This is a genomic window from Paracoccus sp. DMF-8 (assembly GCF_029309835.1).
Taxonomy (GTDB): Bacteria; Pseudomonadota; Alphaproteobacteria; order Rhodobacterales; family Rhodobacteraceae; genus Paracoccus.
Genome location: NZ_JARJHL010000010.1, coordinates 805,305 through 826,291 on the forward strand (window position 1 = coordinate 805,305; position 20,987 = coordinate 826,291).

Sequence of the window (20,987 nt, forward strand, 5' to 3'; positions counted from 1 at the left end):
ACCCCGATAACCAAACCCACCATGGACCTGCCCATGGACCTGCCCGAGCTTTTGGCAAAGCATGATCAGGGCGATTTTCTACGCGGCATTGCCGAGGCCGTCCTGCAGTTGATCATGGAAAGCGATGTCGACGGCCTGATCGGCGCTGGTCGGCACGAGCGCAGCGGTGAACGGACATGCGCCTGATCGGCGCCGTGCTCTTCGAGCAAAACGACGAATGGCAGACAGCCAGCCGCTACATGATGGTCGAAGCCTTCGCCCAGATCGACAAGGAAGAGATCGACCCCATCCGCAACATCACCACAAAGGCCGCCTGATCATGACCTCAGGCCATCCCGGAATTTACACCACCTTGACGGACGTGACCGCCGAGAGTCCGGCGGCTCATCACTGATAGCCTCAATCCGGGCGCTGTTTCGATCTTCCGAATAGTGCCCAATTAGGATGCCGCCCATTTCACGATGGGGTCGGCTTCGAGAAAGGCTGGCCATCATTTTCTGCGCGTTGACTGAAACGACGACATTTGCTTCATCGTGAAATGTGAAGTGTTGATCGGTGTCAACCATGCTCAAGCTCGATCGTCCTTGAAATAATAGATGCCGCACCCCTCAGGCGTGCCCGCTATCTGGTCCAGCACGAACCTGGCGCCCATTCCGGCCCAGATCTGGATATCGACCGCATCTGCCGGAAATACCAGATGCCAGCAGCCGATCCTCTTGATCCGCTCATCAAGTTTCTCGGGCCAGCACCACTGGGCATCGCTGCCACGATCACCACCTGAAAGGTTGTTCAGACCGGATTGAATAGAATACTCAACTTTCGGCCTATAACACCTGCCGTTCCGCCATGATCCGGGATCTTATAGCCCTTGCTGTTCAGCGGCACACTTTTCAACTGGAGCATCCCAGCGACCCAGATCGGAATTCACTGCGGATTCGGCTTACGCCGATCCCGAACCCGCTGTAGCACCGGCGGCATGTCGCCCACGCCACCGGCAAAGATTAGGCGAGCATCGCCATCAGGATCAGCGCCAAGGCAACCGTAATTCCGCCGCCGATCCGCGTGGCGATCTGGGCAAACGGCATCAGCATCATCCGGTTCGAAGCCGAAAGAATGGCAATGTCGCCTGCCCCGCCCATGCCGCTATGGGTGCTGCTGACGATCGCCGCTTCGATCGGATACAGGTTCACCAGACGCGCCGTGAAATAGCCCGAGGCGGTCATCGTCACCACCGTCACCACAATGGTGATCAGGTTCGCGGGCGCAAAGCCTTCGATCAGCTTTTCCCACGGCGTCAGCACGATCCCGAAGGCGAACAGCATTGGATAGGCGATGGCGGTCAGACAGAACTTGTAAACGGTATAGGAACCCGATTGCAGACGCGGGGTGATACCGTGGAACAGCTTCATCGCCACCGCCAGCGCCAACATCACGACAGGCGCAGGAAACGCGAACAACTGCTGCGCCAAGGCGCCGGTCAGATACAGCGTTACTGCGATCATGCCCGCCGCGGCGATGTTCTGGACATTACCATCAGTCTTCATCTCGGTCCCAGCCAATAGGTCATCGTGGCCGCCCGGCTGCAGCTTGCCGTTGCCGGTCAGATCCGGCCTGCGCCGGGCCAACGAACTGAGTGCCCCGGCGCAAATGATCGCGGTCAGGTTGCCGACCAGAATTGCGGGCATGACCCGCGCCAGAACTTCACCCTGATCCATGCCGGTGATGCCGTGATAGCCGACCGAAAGCGGGATCGCGCCCTCCCCCACGCCTCCTGCCATGATCGGCGCGACAACGAAGAAGAACGTGTCCCAGGTGCCCAGTCCCAGCAAGGTTCCGACAAGCGTTCCTACCGCCGCCGCGCAGACCGAGCCGACGGCAAGCGGCACGAAAATCTTCATGAAGCCCTTGATCAGCGTTGTCCGCTCCATGCTGAGGATCGATCCGACGATGACTGCCGCTATGAAGATGTAAAGCACGCCGGTGGATTTGAAGAAGGTCTCGACCACCGAGGTCATTTGTTCGGGAATCCAGCCGCGCCAGGCCAGATAGGAGGGCACGAAGGTCACGACGACCGCAGCGCCGCCGATATTACGCACCACCGGAAGCCGCTTGCCGATCTCGCCCAACGTGAAGGCGAAGGCGGCCATGATCCCGATGACAAAGGCAATGTCGCCCTTGATCTTGCCCATATATGTGAAGCTTACCAGCACGATCAGCAAAAGCACATAGATCGGCAAGGGAATGATCCCCAGATCATAGTCCATCAGCCGTGCCCAAAGGCTCTTGCGATCGGTTTCGATCTTGGGGACGGCAGCCCCCGGCAGTTCTGTAGAGGTCATGGAGATGACACCTCCCCCTTGTCATGGATTACTGAAATTCAGGAAAAATCGAACAATCGCGCGGGATTGTCCGAGATGATGGCGGCAAAGCCCGCCGGATCCGCCACCCAACTGCGAAGACGTTCGAGATCGACGGCACTGTCGATCTGGCGGAACGGCTCAATCTGAGGATGATTGTGGCCGCCCCGGTCCTTGCCGCCACCTGTATGCGGCCAGTCCGAAGCCCAGACCATACGCTGCGGCGCAGCTTCGATCATCGCCTCGGCTACAGGCTGCAGTTCGGAATAGTCGGGCGAAGAGCAGCCGGTGCGATATGGAGCTGAAAGCTTGACCCAGATATTGCCGCCGCGCAACGCGTCAAGGATAGACTGGAAGTCGGCAGAGGCTAGATCGGTGCCCACCTTGAATCCTGCATAATGGTCAAGGATCAGCACAACATCCTGCATGGCGGGCAGGCGAACGGCAGTCGCAGCAGTCTGGATATCGACATACAGCTGGATCGCAAGGTCGGTGCCACGCAGACGCGATGCCATGGCGGCAATTGCGGCGGGCTTGTCTGCGGGAGAACCGCCGCCCGCTTCGAAATTCACCCGCAGCGCCCGGACTCCGGCCGCTTGCAGATCCTGCAGCTGCGCATCGGTAACGGTCGCGGGATCGACCACGGCAACCCCGCGCGCGGCTGGTCCCATCGTCTTCAGCCCCGCCAGCAGGCAGGCATTGTCCGTGCCATAGACACTGGGCTGGACGATGACACAGCGCTGAAGCCCCAATAGGCCCATATGCCGATTCAGCGCACCGCAGTTCGCTGGACCGGGCGTATAGGACCGTTGCGGGTCATAGGCAAACTGTTCCGGCAGAAAGACATGGACATGGCTGTCGCAAGCGCCGGGGGTATCAAGGCTCATGGTTGATTTCCTTTATTGTGCCGGCCCGAAAAGCCCATGAACCAGCGGGCGACGAGTGGCGCACCAAGGATCACGACAAGGATGCGGATCAGGTGATGGATGACGACAAAACCAAGATCGGCGCCGGCGATGATGGCCAGCATCGACATCTCGGCCTGTCCGCCGGGAGCGAAGGACAGAAAACCCTCGACCGGCGGGGCGATGCCGGTCAGCGTCACGGTCTCGGTCACGATGGCGGCCAGCGCGGCAAGGATCAGCACGAAGGCCGTGCCGCCGGCCACGGTGTCGCGCAACTCGCGCAAGGTGACACCCACATAGCTGACCCCGATACCCACGCCGATGAAGAATTGCGCCGCCCACATTGCCTCCCGCGGGGGGCGCAGATGCAGGACGCCGGTCAGCGACAGGATTGCCGCGACGATCAACGGGCCAAGGATGGCTGCGCCGAAAAGCCCGGCGCGTTCTGCCCCCTCCAACCCAGGATCGCCGCGCTCAGCATCAGCGCCAGTTCGAAAAGAGGCAGATCAATCATGGGCGGGCCGACCGGATTGCCCAAGCTGACCCCATACAGATGGACCAGCAGGAACGGTGCCAGCACCATGATCACCATCAGCCGTGTAACATGCACCAGCGACAGCTGCCGGACATTTGCGCCGGCCTCTTGGCCGAAGATCGTCATGTCGGCCGCGCCGCCCGGCATTGCCGCATAGAAGGCTGTGACCGGATCGAATCCGCAGATTCGGCGAAAGAACGGCACGCCGACCAGACCAATGACCAAGATATAGACCGGCACGATCGCAACCGAGGCGAGCATCGAGGGCAATCGCTGGATGACTTCGGGGGTTACCGACGCGCCAATAGCAACGCCAAGCACCGTGCGGGCCGCGACCGCGATTTGTCCAGGGCCGCTCAACGGCGCACGCAGCAGCGCGGCGAACAGGCAGGCCGTCATCGGCCCGAAGAGGAAGGGCAGCGGCAGACCCAAAAGCTGGAACGCAGCCGTTCCGGCCACGCCCAGCAGGATAGTCAACGCTTTCCGGCCGGTGAGGGTCCGAATGGTGGCCATTGCGGTCTCAGCCCAGTGCCACTTCTGTGGAATGGGTGACGAGCGGCGGCTTCGCGAAGAAGGGCGAGGCCAGCTCGCGCCATTTCTGGAAGCCTTCCGACGCCCGGAAGGTGACCGTGTGATCTTCCAGTCGCCGCCATGTTACCAGCAGACGATATGTGCCGGGAGTCTCGACGACGCGGCGCAGTGCAAGACCCAGACAGCCCTCCGCAGCAAGAAAATACGGTTGGGCGGCCGCAACGGCCTTTTCGAACATGACGGGGTCGGTCACGGAAATTTCCGCAACCTCGAGGACATGCGACGACATGGCCTTAACTCCTGTTTTCAGGGGATGGCGCAGGCCTTTACGGCCCGCGCTGGGATTCACGCCTTGGCATGGCCATGTTCGGCGTCGATGCTGCGCGTCTCGCCGGTGGCGATCATGGTGCGGGTCGCGTCCACGGTCGCATAGGTCCAGAAGATCCGCATCGGCTTGTCCGTCTCGTTCAGAAAGCGATGCGGCACATTCGCAGGCACCCAGGTGGTATCAAAAGTGCCGAGGTGGTGGCGGGAGCCGTCGATCTCGACCACCGCCTCGCCCTCGATCACCATCACGCTTTCTTCGCAATTATGCATGTGCAGCCCGATAGCGGCGCCGGGGTCGAAGGCGGTGATGCCGTTGATCATGCTGGTCGAGCCGCAGCGGCGCGTCACCAGCGGCGTCGTCCGTGCGCCGCCGCCACGGTCGTTGGTCTTCAGTTCGGACGGACGAAGGATGGCGGGTTCGGCCATGATGCACCTCACTTTGCGGGACCGGTCCAGACGGTCTTGATATTGACGAATTCGCGGATGCCGTAGACGCCCAGTTCGCGCCCATAGCCCGAGCGCTTGATGCCGCCGAAAGGATAGCGCGGGTCCGAGGCGGTCATGCCGTTGATGAAGACCGCGCCGGCGTCGATGCGGCGCGCCAGATCGCGGGCGCGGGTCACGTCGCCGGACCACAGTGCGCAGCCAAGGCCGTATTCGCTGTCATTGGCCATGGCGATGGCGTTGTCGGCATCTTTGGCGCGGATGATAGCGGCGACCGGGCCGAAGGTTTCCTCGACAAAGGCAACCATGCCGGGCTTCACATGGTCCAACACGGTGGGCGGATAATAGAAGCCGTCACCTTCGACCGGCACACCGCCCAGCTTCAGCACGGCGCCCTCGGCGACCGAGCGCTGAACCTGATCGTGCAGGCTCGCCAGCAGGTTGCCGCGCGCCATGGGACCGATATTGGTATCACGCCCCCTCGGGTCGCCGATCTTCAGTTCAGCCGCCTTCTGCACGAACAGTTCGACGAAGCGGTCGGCGACGCTTTCCTCGACGATGAAGCGCTTGGCGTTGACGCAGCTTTGCCCGACATTGATATAGCGCGCCTTCACCGCCGTTTCGGCGGCGGCTTCCAGATCCGCATCGGCCAGCACGATGAACGGGTCCGAGCCGCCGAGCTCCAGCACCTGCTTTTTCAGCGCCTTGCCCGCCTGCGCGGCAACGATGGCGCCGACTTCGGTCGATCCGGTCAGCGTCACAGCGGCGATGCGGTCGTCGGCGATAATGCCCGCCACCTGCGAATTGTCGATCAGCAGCGTCGCGGTCAGGCCCTTGGGCGCGCCAGCCTTCTCCATCACCTCCTGCACCGCCAGCGCGCATTCCGGCACGTTGTTGGCGTGTTTCAGGATCGCGCCATTGCCGGCGGCCAGTGCCGGGGCGGCAAAGCGGAAATACTGCCAGAACGGATAGTTCCAGGGCATGATCGCTAGCACCACGCCAAGCGGGTCGAATTCGACCACGCTTTCGGTGGCGTTCGAGGGCACCGGTTCATCCGCCAGATAGAGCGGCGCGTGCTCGGCGTAGAAATCGCAGTTATAGGCGCATTTCTCGATTTCGGCCTCGGCTTCCACGATGGGCTTACCCATCTCGCGGGTGATCATCTCGGCATAGCGCGCCTTGTCCGCCCGCAGCACCTGCGCCATGCGGGTCAGCAGGGTGACGCGTTCGGCCACCGGGACAAGACGCCATGCGCGCTGCGCCTTCGCCGCCGCCTCCAGTGCGGCATCGACCGCGGCGGCATCTTGCAAATCGTAGCTCTGGATCGGCTGGCCGGTGGTGGGGTTGACGGAAGTGATCGTGCTCATGCGGTGGCTCCTGATAAGGGGCTGGAAGCGAGGAGGGAGCGCTTCAGCGGGACAGAAAGCGCGCGCTTTCTGTCGTGGTGGTGCTGGGGATGTATTCAAAGCCGATGGCACCGCGGTAACCGGCACCGGCCAGCGCCGAAAGTAGCACGGCAAAATCCACGGTGCCGGTGCCGGGCTCGTGCCGCCCGGGATGATCGGCGATATGGACATGGCCGATGCGGGTGGCATGGGCCGCAACCTAAGCCGCCGGATCCTCGCCCAGAACGGCGGCGTGATAGCTGTCGAAGAGCAGATCGAGACGACCGGCAAAAGCATCCTGCAATTCCGCGGCCGCCGTTAGCGTGCCCATGTAATAGCCGGGGATGGTGATCGCCTCGACCAGCAGACGCACGCCGCTGCCTTCGCAGCGCTCCAGCGCCCAACCGAGATTGGCGCGATAAACCTCGCCCGCATCCAGCCAGCCGCCTTCAACCACGCCCGCCATCGGGTGGACATAGGGGCAGCCGATGGCCTGCGCGTAATCCAGCGCCCGGTCGAAGCCCACGCGGAATTCAGCCTCTCGACCTGCCAGACAGGCGAGACCCTTTTCGCCCTCGCGCCCCATACCCGAGGTGATCTGCGAGAAGCTCAGGCCCAGATCGTCGAGCCGACGGCGCATCTCTGCTGCCGGAATGTCGTAGGGGCCGGGATGCTCGACAGCGGTGAAGCCATCACGGGCCGCAGCGGCCAACCGGTCAGCCAGCGGCAATTCGGTATAGAGATAGCCAATATGAGCGGAGAGCCGGTTCATGCGGCGACCAGCGGCTGCGGGAAGGTGACACCGACGCCCGCACCCTCGGCGGTCAGGTCAGCGATCACATTATCGGTCACCGGGATGCCGTCCCGTCGCCGTTGCGCTTCGCGACGTTCCTCGGGTTCTCCGGGCAGCATGATCTCGTCAGCGCCGGGTGCGCGGGGCAACTCTTTGATGCGATTGTAAAACGTATCCATGCGCGCGCCGAAATCGGACAGCGACATGAACAGGTCCGGCTTGATGGCAAAGAACAGATGACCGACGTTCTGCGGCTCGGAGTGATCGAAATAGAGCGATTTCACGTCGCCGCCGAAATTCGCTCCGGTGAACAGCCCCGCCAGCAGGTCCATCAGCGTGCCCAGAACAGACCCCTTGACGCCGCCGAAGGGCAGGCAGACGCCCTCGAAAGCCTTGGCGGCGTCGGTGGTCGGGTTGCCGTCGATATCCAGCGCCAGCCCCTCGGGGATCGGGTCGCCCTTCATCGCCGCCAATCGGATCTTGCCGCGCGCGATCACGGTCATCGCCATGTCCATGACATAGGGCGGATGCTTGCCGCCCGGAATCCCCGCCGCGATGGGGCTGGCTCCCAGAAAGGTGGTTCGGCCGCCCCACATCGGGATCGCCGGCGAGGAATTGGTGAAGATCAGCGAGATATAGCCCCGCTCGATCGCGCGTAGCGCATAGCAGGCACCCATGCCGAAATGAGTCGAGCGATGCACTCCGGCCAGGCCGATCCCCATTTCGCCGGCCAGATCGCAGGCCGCGTTCATGGCGATGTCCGAGGCGAGAAAGCCCATGCCGTTGTCGCCATCCACATGGGCGACCGCCCCGGCGACCTTGCCGACGCGGATCGCCGGGCGCGGGTTGACAAGGCCGCGCCGCAGCCGCTCCAGATACATCGGGATGCGGCTGACGCCGTGGCTGTCAACACCGCGCAGGTTGGCCTTGACCAGATCGCCGGCGACCAGCGCCGCATCCTCATCCCGCAGGCCAGCGGCGATGAACACGGCGCGGGCGTAATCCGTCAGCGCCTCGGCGGAGAAATACTGCGTCATGGCTTGCTCCTTTGGCGCAGGATCATGGGAAGGACGACCAGAAGGGCCGCGACGATCAGCAGGGACAACGACAGGGGCTGAGTGAAGAACACGGTGGCATCGCCCTGGCTGATCGTCAGCGCACGGCGGAACTGCTGCTCGGCCAGCGGGCCAAGGATCAGGCCGACGATGCAGGGCGCGATGGGGATGTCATAGCAGCGCATCCCAAAGCCGATGATGCCGATGATCCAGAGCAACACCACATCGGTGATGTTGTTGTTCAGCGTATAGGCACCCATTGTGGCGAACAGCAGGATGCCGGCGTAAAGCCACGGCCTCGGCACGGCGAGGATTTTCACCCAGACGCCGGCCAGCGGCAGGTTCAGGACCAGCAGCATCAGGTTGCCGATGTAGAGGCTGGCGATCAGGCCCCAGACCAGTTCGGGTTCCTTGTCGAACAACGTCGGCCCCGGCTGGATGCCGTATTGCTGGAACGCTGCCAGCATGATCGCCGCCGTGGCCGAAGTCGGCAGGCCAAGTGCCAGCAGCGGTGCAAGCACGCCTGCAGCCGAGGCATTGTTCGCGGCCTCGGGACCGGCGACGGCCTCGATGGCGCCGTTGCCGAATTCCTCGGGGTGCTTCGACAGCCGTTTCTCAGTCAGGTAGGACAGAAAGGTGGGGATTTCCGAGCCACCCGCCGGCAGCGCGCCGATGGGAAAGCCAAGAGCCGTGCCGCGCAGCCAAGGTTTCCAGGACCGGCGCCAGTCCTCTCGGCTCATCCATTTTGAGCCATTGAGCGCGTAAATTTCCTCGTTCTCGTAGCGGTGGCGGGCCAGCGTATAGAGCGTCTCGCCCACGGCGAACAGGCCCACGGCGACCACAACCACGTCGATACCGTCCAGCAGTTCCGGGATGCCCAGCGTGAACCGCGCCTGGCCGGTTTGCAGGTCGATGCCGACCAGGCCCAGAGCTAGGCCGAACAGCAGGCTGGCCAGCCCGCGCGACAGACTGTTGCCCAGCACAGCGGTCACTGTCGTCAGCGCCAGCACCATCAGCGCAAAATAATCCGCCGGGCCAAACAGCAGCGCCAGCTTGACCATCAGCGGTGCCACGAAGGTCAGCGCGGCGGTGGCAATGGTGCCCGCGACGAAGGAGCCGATGGCAGCCGTTGCGAGTGCCTGCGCACCTCTGCCTTTCCGAGCCATCGCATGGCCATCCAGAGCCGTTACGATCGACGCGCTTTCGCCCGGCGTATTGAGCAGGATTGACGTGGTCGAGCCGCCATACATCGCGCCGTAGTAAATCCCGGCGAACATGATGAAGGCCGAGGCCGGTTCCATCCCGTAGGTGACGGGCAGCAGCAGCGCGACGGTCAGGGCGGGCCCGATTCCGGGCAGCACGCCGATGGCCGTGCCCAGGACGACGCCGAGAAAGCACCAGCCGAGATTGCCGATGGTGGTGGCGACCGAGAAGCCGTGCAAAAGAGCATTCATCGTTTCCATGATCCAGCGCCCCTCAGATTTCGTGGCCGAAATGGGTCAACACCTGCTCGACCACCGTGCCGACCGGCAGCGCCAGGTCGAGAACGCGGTCGAACAGCAGCCAGGTCAGGACCGTGAGAGCCAGACCCAGAAGCAGCGAGCGGAGGATCCTCCGCTCGCCGAAGGCATGGGCAACCGTCGCATACATCATGCTGCCGGCGATCACCCAGCCCAGCCATTCCAGGGTCAGGATCATGACTAAGAAGGCGATGGCGCCCTGAAAGGCGGCGCGAAGGTCGAGTTCGCGGAAGGGCTCGTCCTGACCCCGCCGAAGCCAAGCCTCGTGGCAGAGCTTCACGCCGATCACCGCCAGCCCGGCACCGATGATGGTCGGGAACAGGCCCGGACCAACAGCGGCCTTGGTGGCGATGGCAGGCTTCGACCACACGTCAAGAAGCATGTAGCCGCCCAAGCCCAGGCAAAACAGGCCGGGGATCAACTCGGCGTTGTGCGGTCGAAGCAACCGTTTCATGGTAAGGCCCTCCGCTGCCGTGGTCAAAGAACGCCCGCGTCTTTCAGGGCCTGGCCGATGCGGGTGGTCTCGTCGTTCAGGAAGGTGCCGAACTCCTCTGCGGGCTGATAGCTGTCGATCCAGCCGCGGGTTTTTAGCGCATCCGCCCATTCCGGCGAGGTCGCCATGTCGGCGATTGCGGCGTTCAGCGCCTCGATGTCGGCTTCCTTCGCTTTGGGGTTGGCGACGATACCCCGCCAGTTCTGCACCACCAGATCGACACCAGCTTCCGTGAAGGTCGGCACGTCCACCCCTTCGATCCGCTCGGCACCGGATACCGCCAACGCCCGCAGATCACCCGCCTCGACCTGGGCACGGAATTCCTCATAGCCCGAGATGCCTACCGTCGCGTGCCCGCCCAGAACCGAGGCCAGAACTTCGCCGCCGCCCGCATGGACGACATAGTTGATCGCGGTCGGATCGACACCCACCGTCTTGGCAAACAAACCTGCGGTTACGTGGTCCACGCCGCCGATCGAGCCGCCCGCCCAAGACACGTCGCCCGGCGCTTCCTTCAGCTTGGCGATCAGGTCGTCCAGTGTCTGGATGTCCGAATTAGCCGGCACGACGATCGCATCCACGTCGCCCATCAGCCGGGCGACCGGAGTCACGTTTTCCAGCGTCACGGCAGATTGCGTGGTCAAGACTCCGCCGACCAAGGCAAAGCCTACGATCAGGGCCGAAGTCTTGCGCGGCCGCGAGGTCACAAATTGCGACAACCCAACCGTGCCGCCACCCCCGGCGACGTTGGTGACTTCGACGGCCGGAATCGTGCCGCGTGCCTGCAATACGCCCTGCACGGCACGAGCCAGCTGGTCATAGCCCGAGCACGGGCTGGACGGCGCCAGCAATTCCAGCGACGGCAGCATCTCCTCGGCCTGCGCGGCCGGGATGGCGGCCAGCGAGATCGCGCCGGCCATCAGAACCGCAAAGGCGCGGCGGGTAATCGTGGTCATGGTCATTCCTCCCTTGTTGGTCCCTCCCGGACCATCGTTGAAAATCAGGCCAGCGCGGCGCAAACCGCGTCGGTGAAGGCTTCGGTGCCCAGCGGACCGCCTAGGTCGGCGGTGCGGCGCTCGGGGTGGTCCAGCGTCGACTCGATGGCGGCCTCGATGGCGCGAGCAGCGTCGATCAGCTTCGCCTCGCCATTCTGGCGGCCCAGATGATCCAGCAGCATCGCAGCGGACAGGATCAGCGAGGTCGGGTTGGCCTTGCCCTGGCCCTGGATGTCGGGCGCCGAACCGTGCTGGGCCTGCGCAACGCAGACGTCAGCGCCTTGATTGATCGAGCCGCCCAAGCCAAGGCTGCCGCACAGTTCCGAAGCCTCGTCCGACAGGATGTCACCAAACATGTTGGTGGTGACGATCACGTCGAAGGCGTCCGGTTTGCGGATCAGCAGCGCGGCGGTTGCGTCCACGATCAGCTCTTCCAACTGCACATCAGGATAATCTGCCGCGACCTTACGAACCTCACGCAGGAACAGCCCGTCCGACAGCTTGACGACATTGGCCTTGTGGACCGCTGTCACCTTCTTGCGCCGGGCGCGGGCCAGCTCGAACGCGGCTTTGGCGACATTGCGCGAAGCCCGCGCCGTGATTTTTCTGACCGACAGCGCCATGTCCGGGTCGGGCATGAACTCGCCGGTGCCGGAAAACATGTTGCGGTCGGAATAGAAGCCTTCGGTATTCTCGCGCACGATGATCAGGTCCATCGGCTTGCGCAGCACAGTCAGGTCGGGGCGCGATTTGCAGGGGCGCACATTCGCGAACAGTTCGAACTTCACCCGCAACTCGCCCGATGGGTTGATGCCTCCCTTGTCGCGGGTGGGATAGTCATAGTGGGACACCGGCCCAAGGATGACACCATCCACTTCGGGGATGCGTTTCATCACCGCGTCAGGCAATGTCGTGCCCTGCTCGACCAGAGATTTCAGGCCGATGTCGGCCTGTTCGATTTGCAGGTGCAGGCCAAAGCGGCGGTGGGCGGTATCCAGCACGCGCAGGGTCGCTTCGGTGATCTCAGGGCCGATCCCGTCTCCGGGAAGAACCAGAAGGCGCAAGTTGCTCATCCTTATTTTTGGACGGAAGAACCCGGACGTCGATCGAGAAACGGCGATGCTTTCCGGTTCGACCCCCTCGTGTGGTCTTTTAACGCTTGTAAATACCAGTTAGCGAATGATTCGGTATTTTGCAATGCTAAAGTTCCACCAACTTGGCAAAGAGATCCAACTATGCCATCTCTTAGAAAAATCAGCCGGAACCTTGATGACCACGCTCGCCAACTCCCTTGCCAGCCAGATCGCAGCCCATATCAGCGCCGACGGGCTCAAACCCGGCGATCGCCTGACCGAACGGAAGCTCGCCGAGCAGTTCCGCGTCTCGCGCTCACCGGTCAGGGTGGCGCTGAAACAACTGGAGGAAGCGGGTGTTCTGATCTCCGGCGACCGCAGTGGTTACCGGCTGGTCGATACGGCGGCGGCTGAGGAGTTCACCGTGCCTGTCGAGCAGATCGACGAGGACGAAAAAATTTACCTGCGCATTGCCGATGACCGTGTATCGGGACGACTACCCGAACGGATTACCGAGAATGAACTGCACCGCCGATATGATCTGACCAAAGGCCGCCTGACGAAACTGTTGCGGCGTATGTCACAAGAAGGATGGATCGAGCGCCTGCCCGGACATGGCTGGGAATTTTTGCCGGTTCTAACCTCGCTCGAATCCTATCGCGACAGCTATCGTTTTCGGCAGTTGATCGAGCCGGCGGCCCTTCTGGAGCCGCGCTTCCAGCTGAACCGACCAGTTCTGGAAAGCCGACTGGCCGAACAGCGTTGGCTTGTCGAGGGCGGGATCTGGACCGTGCCTGATGCGAAACTGTTCGAGCTGAACAGCGGCATGCACGAATCGGTCATCGAGTGCAGCCAGAACATATTCTTCATCGACGCCCTGAAGCGCGTCGATCGTTTGCGCCGATTGATTGATTATCGTCAGATGCTGGATCGAGATGTCGCTCGGGAACGCTGCATCGAACATATCGAACTGCTGCATCTGGTGCTGAGTAGCCGAAACAAAGACGCGTCCGAGTTCATGCGCAGGCATCTGGAGGCCCTAGGACCGCTGAAAAGTCGTGCTAGGGCGATTGAAGCACGGATCTGTGATGAGATGACAAGTTATCCAGAATGACCGCATCGCCGGTCTTCAGGTCGACAGCGCCCTGCGCAGGTTGCCCGATGCGGCGTAAAGGGGGGCCCGGCCGGAAAGCAGGACTTGGGCGCTCCGACGATAGGCCGCCGTCGAGATTGCGAGATCCGCGCCCCTACCCTTGGCGACAATAGTCGTTTCGAGAATGCCGGCCGGATTCTCAATCGAGATCGCAAACTCCCGCTCGTCCGCTGTGACGGCGGGTGCCTGCCGCGCAACTTCTCTCGCGATGCTTCCCTCGATAAGGGTGGCGGCGGCAAGGCAACATCCGCCGGAAACCGCCATCGACGCATGGGGAGTCTGCGGTGTGAAATACCGGACCGCAATATGAGCGTCGGCGCCCAGTGGGGGCGCAATCATGCACACTTTTGGGATCGTCTCGCTGCGCGCAAGCTCTGCCTCCGTCATGAGTTCGCCGTTGCGATTACGCAATTTCATCCGTTGCCCGGCTTCAACCCACACCTTCCGCAGCACCTCCACCAAGGCCCTGTCCGAGGTCAACTCGGCGATGGTCTCGTAGCCGGTCTTCCCAAGATCTGCCGCTCTGATGATGACCATGGGGACGGCAACATCAACACAGGACGCGGAGATATCGTTGAATACATCCCGCACATTGCCAGTTGGGAGAAGCTGTCCACTCTTGGCTCCGATCGGCTCGTGCATGAACAGATCAACGCCGGGATGGGCGCCCAGCACGCCCGGTATCTCGGCGGGGATCAGACCCTCCCCAGGACGATACTTAAGGCGACCTGTCGTGCGGACACCGGTATTGGTATTGATGATCTCGATCTCGGGATCTTCGGCATCCAATTTCAGAATGCCGACGTCAAATGCCCATAGCGGCAAGGCGGAGGACATGTTCCCGCAGTTCACGCTCCAGTCGATCGAGCTGTGATCTGCGGCAAGCTGGGCCAATGTGCTGACAAGGCATGTCTTCCCGGCCCGCTCCTCGACCCGCACGAAGAACGCCTTGTTGCTAGTCGCCGCACCACGGCCGAGGCCGGTGGTCTGGCGGTTGCCCTGGGTGCTTCCGGTCAGCGGAACGCCCATGAGGTGGCGGAGAAGCTCTTCGCGATCCTCCTGCTTCTCGGGGGCCAGCGGTTCCCAGATCACGATGCCTGTGGATGTCCCGCCACGCATGTGATGTAGTGGAAATTCTACAACATCGTTCCGAACCACGATGGCGAGGCTATCGTCTATATCCTTCATACTCATTCGCAAATTTCCCTTCCGTTCTGCATCTCACGGAATTTCCTTACAAGCGCCGGATGGGCCCTCCACGAAAAGCCGGCTAGGGCATGACTTGGCTTGTGCTCATCGGCAGGAGACGATTTCGCTAGGTCGGCAGGATTGCGGCACCACCATCCACGCCATGCTTCTCGAGAATCCACCGCGTTTCGCCCGCTCTGACCATCTGATCCAAGAATGCGCACAGATGACGGTGGGCGGCGGGACGACCTGCCGGGATACCCATGGCCTGCAGGATCTCCATGAAGGGGGGCTGCAGGACGCGGGCCCCCGCACGCGGGGCCGCGATCTCCTCCATTGCCTTGCGGATTCCGGCCAGCGCGTCGACCCGGCCGGCGTCGAAGGCTGCGACGGCCTCTTGCATCGAGCCGAAGGTAACCAGTTGCTCGGACCCCGGGCGCCGGGCCAGATGCAGGGCATAGGCGCTGCCTTCCACCGAACCTACCGTCAATTTCCGGCTGATCACCTCATCCGCGGAACCGGCATCGGAGCCTCTGCCTGCGAGATAGCAGCCTTCGATCCGGATATAGGGCGGGGTGAAACTGATCGTTCGGGCACGATCCGGGTCAACCGCCAGAAAGCAGACATCCCAGACGTCCGCCTCGGCCGAGGCCGAGACGTCTCCGGCGCGATCGAATTCGACGAAGACGGGTTCCGTTCCAAGCTCTGCGGCTAGGGCGCGGGCCAGATCTACCGAGATGCCGATCGGTCTGCCAGCATCCCCCCTGTCGGCTAGGACCCGGTTGCCGTGATTGATCGCGATGCGCAGCGTGCCGGAGGGCGCGTAATCGGTGATCGCGACAGGTGGTAAAGGTGGTTGTGTCATTGTGAAACTCGATCTGGCCGGTGGCTATGTGGAGGAAGGGTTGAGGGAAGCGTCCGCCTCAAGCGTCATCGAAAGCACCTGGGGCATGATGCCCCCATTGGCGAGATATTCCATCTCGGTCACGGTCTCGACGCAAAGCCGCAGGCCGATCTCCTGAGACCTTCCATCCGTCCGGGCGATCCGCAAGAGCGCGCGGCCGCCGATGGAAAATTCATTAGGGAACAGCAGATCGAAGGTTTCGGTCCCCGCGAGGCCCAGGGAGTCCGAGCTGTCCTGTGGATCGAAACGCAGCGGAAGGATGCCCAATCCCACAAGGTTGCTGCGATGGATTCGCTCGAAGCTTTGCGCGACGATCGCCCTAACGCCCAGAAGCGCCGGGCCCTTGGCTGCCCAGTCCCGCGAGCTGCCCGTCCCATATTCGCGGCCCGCGAAGACGACGACCGGGACGCGCTCTTCGCGATAGCGCATGGCCGCATCGAAGACCGACATCGTCTCGCCCGAGGGCTGATGGCAAGTGAAACCGCCTTCGGTTCCCGGAGCCATGCGGTTACGCAGACGCACATTGCCGAATGTGCCACGCATCATGATCTCATGGTTCCCGCGCCGCGCGGCGAAGGTATTGAAATCCGACTTAGCTATGCCGGCATCAATCAGCCATTTCCCCGCGTCCGAGGTGGGTTTGATGGCTCCGCCAGGACTGATGTGATCCGTGGTGACGCTGTCACCTAGGATAAGCAGGGCACGCGCGCCCGTGATTTCGGTCAGAGCCGAAGCCGGTTTGCCGGGCGGAAAGAAGGGCGGTTCCTTGATGTAGGTGGACGGTGCCCAGTCATAGACGGCAGATTCCGTGATCTCGATCCGGTCCCAACGTGACCGATCATCAGTGCCAGCCGCTGCCCCCATTCGCGCCGCGATGGCGGTCAGATCCGCAATTTCCTTGGCATCCGGCCAGATGTCCGCCAGCAGGACATCGCCCTGAAGCGGTTCGGTCTCGAGGTTGCGACCAACCGATCCGGCAATCGCATAGGCGACGACCAGCGGTGGGCTCGCCAGGAAATTCGCCTTGATGGCTGGATGGATCCGCGCCTCGAAGTTCCGGTTGCCGGACAGAACCGCCGCAACCACCGCGCCGCTCTCAGCCAACTGCCGTTCAAGCTCCGGGTCGAGCGGACCGGAATTCCCGATGCAAGTGCCGCACCCGAAAGCCGCGACCTCAAACCCCAGAGCTGCAAGAGGGGCGAGAAGTCCGAGGTTTTCCATATAGGCAGCGACGGAGCGCGACCCCGGCGAGAACGAGGTCTTGATCTTCGGATCCACCTGCAGACCGACACGCAAAGCGTTCCGCGCAAGCAGCCCGGCAGCAATCATCACCTGCGGGTTGGACGTATTTGTGCAGGACGTGATCGCGGCAAGCACGACGTCGCCGTCATTGTTTTGCGCCGCCGTTCCGACGTCACGGCCATAGCCCCCCTCCGAGACAGGTGCGGCCAGCAGCTGCCGGAAGTGCCGACCAGCCTCGCTCAACGCGATCCGGTCCTGCGGTCGGCGGGGGCCTGCGATGCTGGGCACGATCCCGGCCAAGTCTATCTCGACGACCTGACTGAAATCAATCTGCCCCGGACCCGGAACCCCGAACATGCCCTGGGCATGATAATAGTCCCGCACCAGCGCCACCGAACCTTCGCCCCGACCGGTATCGCGAAGGTAGTCGAGCGTCCGCTCATCCACCGGGAAGAACCCGATGGTTGCTCCGTATTCCGGCGCCATGTTGGCAAGTGTCGCCCGTTCCGGAACGCTGAGCCTGACCGCACCCTTTCCGAAGAACTCGACGAATTTGCCGACCACGCCGACCTTTCTCAGGCGCTCTGTCACCGTCAGCACGAGATCAGTCGTAGTCACGCCGACGGGCAGGATCCCGTGCAGGTGGACTCCGATGACATCGGGCAAGAGCATGGTGACCGGTTGGCCAAGCATGGCCGACTCGGCCTCGATGCCGCCGACGCCCCAGCCGATCACCCCCATGCCGTTGACCATGGTGGTGTGGCTGTCACAGCCGAGGAGCGTGTCCGGATGGGCCACCCCATCGGTCACCCAGGCGACACCGGCCAGTTGTTCAAGGTTGATTTGATGGCAGATGCCATTCCCGGGGGGCACGACCCGCAGCTTGTCGAAGGCGGCATCCGACCATTTGATGAAGCGGAACCGTTCCTGATTGCGCTCGAATTCCAGCTCGGTGTTGAGGGCGAGCGCATCAGGCCGCCCGTGGACGTCGATCTGGACGGAATGGTCGACCACAAGATCTACACGAATGCCAGGTTCGATCGCCTTCGGATTGCGACCCTGCCGTGCCGCCGCGCTGCGCATTGCCGCAAGATCGGCCAGAAGCGGGATGCCGGTGGAATCCGGCACCAGGATGCGGTTGACGAAGAAGGAGACTTCCACGTCCCGGTCCGCATGGGGCCGCCAGCCCGCCAGACGCTCGAGATGCTCGCGGCCCAGCTTGTCGTTTAGATGCCCCCGCGCCGCGGATTCCAACAGGATACGCAGCGAATACGGAAGCCTGCGGATGCCGGGGAATTCGCTCTCCAACTGCTCCAGGGGTAGATATTTCAGGCCGCGGACTTCCTGTCCGGCCAGAGGCTGCAAACTCAGAACGCCCATGCACCATCCGCCGGCCAGGTGATGAAGCACGACTGGTGGGGCAATGGCTTGCGCGAGGTAACGCGAACCTGATGACCTGAGCAGTCGTAGATGTATTCCCAACGTGATCCGAGGTAGGATTTGGTTAGCAGAGTGGCAGACAAACTGTTCTCGCCTGGAGTCTCGGATGTCTCTGCAACCTCGACACGGCTGACGACCGTTGTGGTCTCACCCACCGTCTTGTCCGATTTGTTCAGCGCCCAGATCCGAGAGTCGCCGACCTGGACCATCGTCCGATCGCCTCTCACCTCGATCAGCTTGCCCTCGAACTGGTTGTTCGAACCCATGAAAGTTGCGGCGAACAGCGAGTTGGGGTTCCCGTAAAGCTCTTCCGGGGTGCCGCTCTGGATCATCCGCCCCTGGTCAAGCAGCACGACCTGATCGGCGACGGCCATCGCCTCCTCCTGGTCATGGGTGACGAAGACGGCGGTTCTTCCGGTCTGCTTGATCAGCGACCTGATCCAGATGCGTGCCTCTTCGCGCAGCTTGGCGTCAAGGTTCGACAGAGGCTCGTCCAGCAGGATGATCGGCGGATCGTAGACCATCGCTCGCGCTAGGGCGACACGTTGCTGTTGCCCACCGGACAGCTGGTGCGGATGTCGGTCGCCCAGATGGGCGATGCCGATCCCTTCCATCGCGGCGCGGACACGGCTTTTGACCTCCTCCGCTAAGACTTTCTTCAAACGGATACCGTAAGCGACATTCTCGAAAACAGTCCGGTGCGGCCAGAGCGCATAGGATTGGAACACCAGTCCAAGCCCTCGTTTCTCAGGCGCGAGCGCGATCTTGTGATCTGCGTCGAAGATCACCTTGTCGCCGACCTGGATTTTGCCCGCAGACGGGGTTTCTAGCCCTGCGATGGAGCGTAGAAGCGTGGTCTTTCCGCAGCCCGACTGTCCGAGCAGGGCAACTACATCGCCCTCACGCGTCTCCAGAGAGAGGCCTTTGAGGATTTCATTGTCGCCATAAGCGAGGCGGAGATTTGATACACTGAGCTTAGCCATTCCGGCGATCTCCAAACTTCCAGAGCATCGCCAGTCCGACGATGATAAATCCAAGGTTCACGGTCGCAAGCGCGGTCACCGCATTAATGTTGCCACCGGCCCAGAGGCTGACGAGCAGCGCGCCGATCGTCTCGGAGCCGGGAGAGAGCAGATAGACGCCGGTCGAATATTCCCGCGTGAAGGCGATGAAGATCAGCAGCCAGCTGCCAATGATCCCGGCCCTTGCCAGCGGCAGGGTAATGTCGCGGCTTACCCGTCCGGCGGAGGCGCCGGCGACACGGGCAGCCTCCTGCAGGTCAGGTGAAATCTGCATGAAGGAGGTCGTGATCAGGCGAAGACCATAGGCGAGCCACACTAGGGTGTAGGCGGTCCAGACACTGACCAGCGTCTGACGCATGTCGCCTAGGATTGGGGTGAACAGGAATACCCAGAAGATCGCCAGACCCGCGATCAGCCCCGGCATGGCGCGCGGGAGCATCACGATGTAGTCCACGAACTTCGCGGCACCTTCCGTCTTCCGCCCGACCGCCAGCGCCAGAAGGGTGTAGACAGCCACCGCCGCAGCACCGCCCAGAGTCGCCATCAGCAGCGTATTCACCATCGAGCGCGTGATCTGCGGGAACTGGAACAATTGGCGGAAGTGATCCAGAGTCATCACCTCGAAAATGCTGACACCTTGCCCCCATGTGGAAAGCACGGACCGCAGGATGAGCCCCGCAACGGGCACGATCACGGTGACGAACATCCACAAGAGGATCAGTGCAAAAGCGACCCAGCGCCAGGGACCCAGTTTCAGGGGGCGCTGTGCGGCCGCCTTTCCCTTGACCGAGATGTATTTGTTTGCCGAGCGCAGCATCTTGCGCTGGATCCAGACCAGCGGCAGCGTCACCGCCAACATGAACACCACCACGGCCGCCATGAGCTGATAGGAGGGAGTGCCAAGAATGTTCGTCAGCTTGTAGAGATAAGTCGCGATGACCGTGATCCCTTCCGGGTCACCCAGGATGAGAGCAAGGCCAAACATCTCGAAGCCCATGAAGAAAATCAGCACAGCCGCGAAGAGCAGGCTGGGCAGGATCATCGGCAGGCTAACCGTCAGTGCGACGCGCGCGGGGCCGGCACCCGAGATCCGGGCAGCCTCTTCAACGTCCGAACCCAGGTTCTGAAGGGCCGCCGAAGCGTAGATATAGGCATGGGGAACGTGGGTCAGGCCCGCGATTACGATGAAGGTGGTCTTGGAATAGAGATACCACGGCACGAATCCGAAGATGGATTCGAACCAGACGCTGAAAATCCCGACAGGACCCGCCGAGACCACATAGCCGAAGGCAAGGATCATCGGGGAAATGAACAGCGGTGTGAGGATGAACCCCTCCACCAAGCGGCGGAAGGGAACATCTGTGCGGGTCATAACGAAAGCGAGCAGACCGCCAACGGGGACCGCGATCAGGGTCATGCCGACCGCGATCTGGACCGAATTCCAGACGGCGGTCCAAAAGTCCGGGTCCGAGAACACGAACTCGTATCCGAAGGTCGACCACTGGACGTTCGGCTGGAAAAACGGATTGTCCAGAAAGCTCTGATAAACAACCAGCCCGATCGGATAGAGGATGGCAAGCGCGAGAAGCGCAATCACCATCGTGCTGACGGTCTTGCTCATTGGC

The 20,987-nt window shown here is 62.3% G+C and carries 17 protein-coding genes and 3 pseudogenes; 3 read left to right on the top strand and 17 right to left on the bottom strand.

All coding sequences use genetic code 11. From position 1 onward, the window contains the following. Positions 1–21: 21 nt before the first annotated feature. Positions 22–174: pseudogene (locus tag PE067_RS11340) on the top strand (IS256 family transposase); the annotation flags it as partial. A gap of 2 nt (positions 175–176) precedes the next feature. After that, positions 177–317 carry a hypothetical protein gene (locus tag PE067_RS11345; RefSeq protein WP_276189463.1) on the top strand — a complete coding sequence of 47 codons (141 nt, stop codon included), beginning with the start codon at positions 177–179 and terminating at the stop codon, positions 315–317. Between the two features lie 684 nt (positions 318–1,001). Here the strand turns inward: PE067_RS11345 and PE067_RS11350 are convergent. The 12 genes and pseudogenes from PE067_RS11350 to PE067_RS11405 all read right to left on the bottom strand — a co-directional run bounded on the left by PE067_RS11350 (position 1,002) and on the right by PE067_RS11405 (position 12,404). Then, entirely contained in the window at positions 1,002–2,339 is a 1,338-nt protein-coding gene (locus PE067_RS11350; protein WP_276189464.1) for a 2-hydroxycarboxylate transporter family protein, read from the bottom strand. Positions 2,340–2,377: 38 nt separating this feature from the next. Then, positions 2,378–3,244, bottom strand: coding sequence for an amidohydrolase family protein (locus PE067_RS11355; protein WP_276189465.1), 867 nt, complete (start codon positions 3,242–3,244; stop codon positions 2,378–2,380). Continuing rightward, positions 3,241–4,310, bottom strand: a pseudogene (locus PE067_RS11360) (AbrB family transcriptional regulator). The gene PE067_RS11355 and the pseudogene PE067_RS11360 overlap by 4 nt, the downstream one beginning before the upstream one ends. 7 nt (positions 4,311–4,317) lie before the next feature. After that, on the bottom strand, positions 4,318–4,617 hold the full coding sequence (locus PE067_RS11365) for an antibiotic biosynthesis monooxygenase (RefSeq protein WP_276189466.1): 300 nt from the start codon (positions 4,615–4,617) through the stop codon (positions 4,318–4,320). A gap of 56 nt (positions 4,618–4,673) precedes the next feature. Beyond that, positions 4,674–5,081 (bottom strand): cupin domain-containing protein, encoded by a 408-nt coding sequence (locus PE067_RS11370; RefSeq protein WP_276189467.1) that lies wholly within the window; start codon positions 5,079–5,081, stop codon positions 4,674–4,676. A gap of 8 nt (positions 5,082–5,089) precedes the next feature. After that, positions 5,090–6,466, bottom strand: a complete 1,377-nt coding sequence (locus tag PE067_RS11375; RefSeq protein WP_276189468.1) for an NAD-dependent succinate-semialdehyde dehydrogenase — start codon at positions 6,464–6,466, stop codon at positions 5,090–5,092. A gap of 43 nt (positions 6,467–6,509) precedes the next feature. Next, positions 6,510–7,256: pseudogene (locus PE067_RS11380) on the bottom strand (TIM barrel protein). After that, positions 7,253–8,314: an Ldh family oxidoreductase gene (locus PE067_RS11385; protein ID WP_276189469.1), complete on the bottom strand. Its 1,062-nt coding sequence runs from the start codon at positions 8,312–8,314 to the stop codon at positions 7,253–7,255. The pseudogene PE067_RS11380 and the gene PE067_RS11385 overlap by 4 nt, the downstream one beginning before the upstream one ends. After that, complete coding sequence (locus PE067_RS11390) at positions 8,311–9,795, bottom strand: tripartite tricarboxylate transporter permease (RefSeq protein ID WP_276189470.1); 1,485 nt, start codon at positions 9,793–9,795, stop codon at positions 8,311–8,313. Before PE067_RS11390 ends, PE067_RS11385 begins: the two co-directional genes overlap by 4 nt. 13 nt (positions 9,796–9,808) lie before the next feature. Next, positions 9,809–10,306 carry a tripartite tricarboxylate transporter TctB family protein gene (locus tag PE067_RS11395; RefSeq protein WP_276189471.1) on the bottom strand — a complete coding sequence of 166 codons (498 nt, stop codon included), beginning with the start codon at positions 10,304–10,306 and terminating at the stop codon, positions 9,809–9,811. Between the two features lie 23 nt (positions 10,307–10,329). Beyond that, positions 10,330–11,301 (bottom strand): tripartite tricarboxylate transporter substrate-binding protein, encoded by a 972-nt coding sequence (locus PE067_RS11400; RefSeq protein WP_276189472.1) that lies wholly within the window; start codon positions 11,299–11,301, stop codon positions 10,330–10,332. 44 nt (positions 11,302–11,345) lie between these two features. Continuing rightward, on the bottom strand, positions 11,346–12,404 hold the full coding sequence (locus PE067_RS11405) for an isocitrate/isopropylmalate dehydrogenase family protein (RefSeq protein ID WP_276189473.1): 1,059 nt from the start codon (positions 12,402–12,404) through the stop codon (positions 11,346–11,348). A gap of 205 nt (positions 12,405–12,609) precedes the next feature. On the opposite strand from PE067_RS11405, the gene PE067_RS11410 reads away from it, so the two are divergent. After that, positions 12,610–13,527, top strand: coding sequence for a GntR family transcriptional regulator (locus PE067_RS11410; protein ID WP_276189474.1), 918 nt, complete (start codon positions 12,610–12,612; stop codon positions 13,525–13,527). Positions 13,528–13,542: 15 nt separating this feature from the next. Here PE067_RS11410 and PE067_RS11415 read toward each other — a convergent pair whose 3' ends face one another. The 5 genes from PE067_RS11415 to PE067_RS11435 form a co-directional block, all read right to left on the bottom strand. Next, positions 13,543–14,760 (bottom strand): PrpF domain-containing protein, encoded by a 1,218-nt coding sequence (locus PE067_RS11415; RefSeq protein ID WP_276189475.1) that lies wholly within the window; start codon positions 14,758–14,760, stop codon positions 13,543–13,545. Between the two features lie 121 nt (positions 14,761–14,881). Beyond that, positions 14,882–15,619, bottom strand: coding sequence for a transporter substrate-binding domain-containing protein (locus PE067_RS11420; RefSeq protein ID WP_276189476.1), 738 nt, complete (start codon positions 15,617–15,619; stop codon positions 14,882–14,884). Positions 15,620–15,643: 24 nt separating this feature from the next. Continuing rightward, positions 15,644–18,280, bottom strand: coding sequence for an aconitate hydratase AcnA (gene acnA, locus PE067_RS11425; protein ID WP_276189477.1), 2,637 nt, complete (start codon positions 18,278–18,280; stop codon positions 15,644–15,646). Beyond that, a complete protein-coding gene (locus PE067_RS11430) occupies positions 18,268–19,323 on the bottom strand; it encodes an ABC transporter ATP-binding protein (protein ID WP_276189478.1) in 1,056 nt (351 codons plus the stop codon). The genes acnA and PE067_RS11430 overlap by 13 nt, the downstream gene beginning before the upstream one ends. Next, on the bottom strand, positions 19,316–20,983 hold the full coding sequence (locus PE067_RS11435) for an iron ABC transporter permease (RefSeq protein WP_276189479.1): 1,668 nt from the start codon (positions 20,981–20,983) through the stop codon (positions 19,316–19,318). The genes PE067_RS11430 and PE067_RS11435 overlap by 8 nt, the downstream gene beginning before the upstream one ends. Positions 20,984–20,987: the final 4 nt, after the last annotated feature.

Bases quoted from the DNA above. Each gene is read 5' to 3' on its own strand.
- PE067_RS11345 (WP_276189463.1), top strand. From the start codon at position 177: ATGCGCCTGATCGGCGCCGTGCTCTTCGAGCAAAACGACGAATGGCAG.
- PE067_RS11350 (WP_276189464.1), bottom strand. From the start codon at position 2,339: ATGACCTCTACAGAACTGCCGGGGGCTGCCGTCCCCAAGATCGAAACC.
- PE067_RS11355 (WP_276189465.1), bottom strand. From the start codon at position 3,244: ATGAGCCTTGATACCCCCGGCGCTTGCGACAGCCATGTCCATGTCTTT.
- PE067_RS11365 (WP_276189466.1), bottom strand. From the start codon at position 4,617: ATGTCGTCGCATGTCCTCGAGGTTGCGGAAATTTCCGTGACCGACCCC.
- PE067_RS11370 (WP_276189467.1), bottom strand. From the start codon at position 5,081: ATGGCCGAACCCGCCATCCTTCGTCCGTCCGAACTGAAGACCAACGAC.
- PE067_RS11375 (WP_276189468.1), bottom strand. From the start codon at position 6,466: ATGAGCACGATCACTTCCGTCAACCCCACCACCGGCCAGCCGATCCAG.
- PE067_RS11385 (WP_276189469.1), bottom strand. From the start codon at position 8,314: ATGACGCAGTATTTCTCCGCCGAGGCGCTGACGGATTACGCCCGCGCC.
- PE067_RS11390 (WP_276189470.1), bottom strand. From the start codon at position 9,795: ATGGAAACGATGAATGCTCTTTTGCACGGCTTCTCGGTCGCCACCACC.
- PE067_RS11395 (WP_276189471.1), bottom strand. From the start codon at position 10,306: ATGAAACGGTTGCTTCGACCGCACAACGCCGAGTTGATCCCCGGCCTG.
- PE067_RS11400 (WP_276189472.1), bottom strand. From the start codon at position 11,301: ATGACCACGATTACCCGCCGCGCCTTTGCGGTTCTGATGGCCGGCGCG.
- PE067_RS11410 (WP_276189474.1), top strand. From the start codon at position 12,610: ATGACCACGCTCGCCAACTCCCTTGCCAGCCAGATCGCAGCCCATATC.
- PE067_RS11415 (WP_276189475.1), bottom strand. From the start codon at position 14,760: ATGAGTATGAAGGATATAGACGATAGCCTCGCCATCGTGGTTCGGAAC.
- PE067_RS11420 (WP_276189476.1), bottom strand. From the start codon at position 15,619: ATGACACAACCACCTTTACCACCTGTCGCGATCACCGATTACGCGCCC.
- acnA (WP_276189477.1), bottom strand. From the start codon at position 18,280: ATGGGCGTTCTGAGTTTGCAGCCTCTGGCCGGACAGGAAGTCCGCGGC.
- PE067_RS11430 (WP_276189478.1), bottom strand. From the start codon at position 19,323: ATGGCTAAGCTCAGTGTATCAAATCTCCGCCTCGCTTATGGCGACAAT.
- PE067_RS11435 (WP_276189479.1), bottom strand. From the start codon at position 20,983: ATGAGCAAGACCGTCAGCACGATGGTGATTGCGCTTCTCGCGCTTGCC.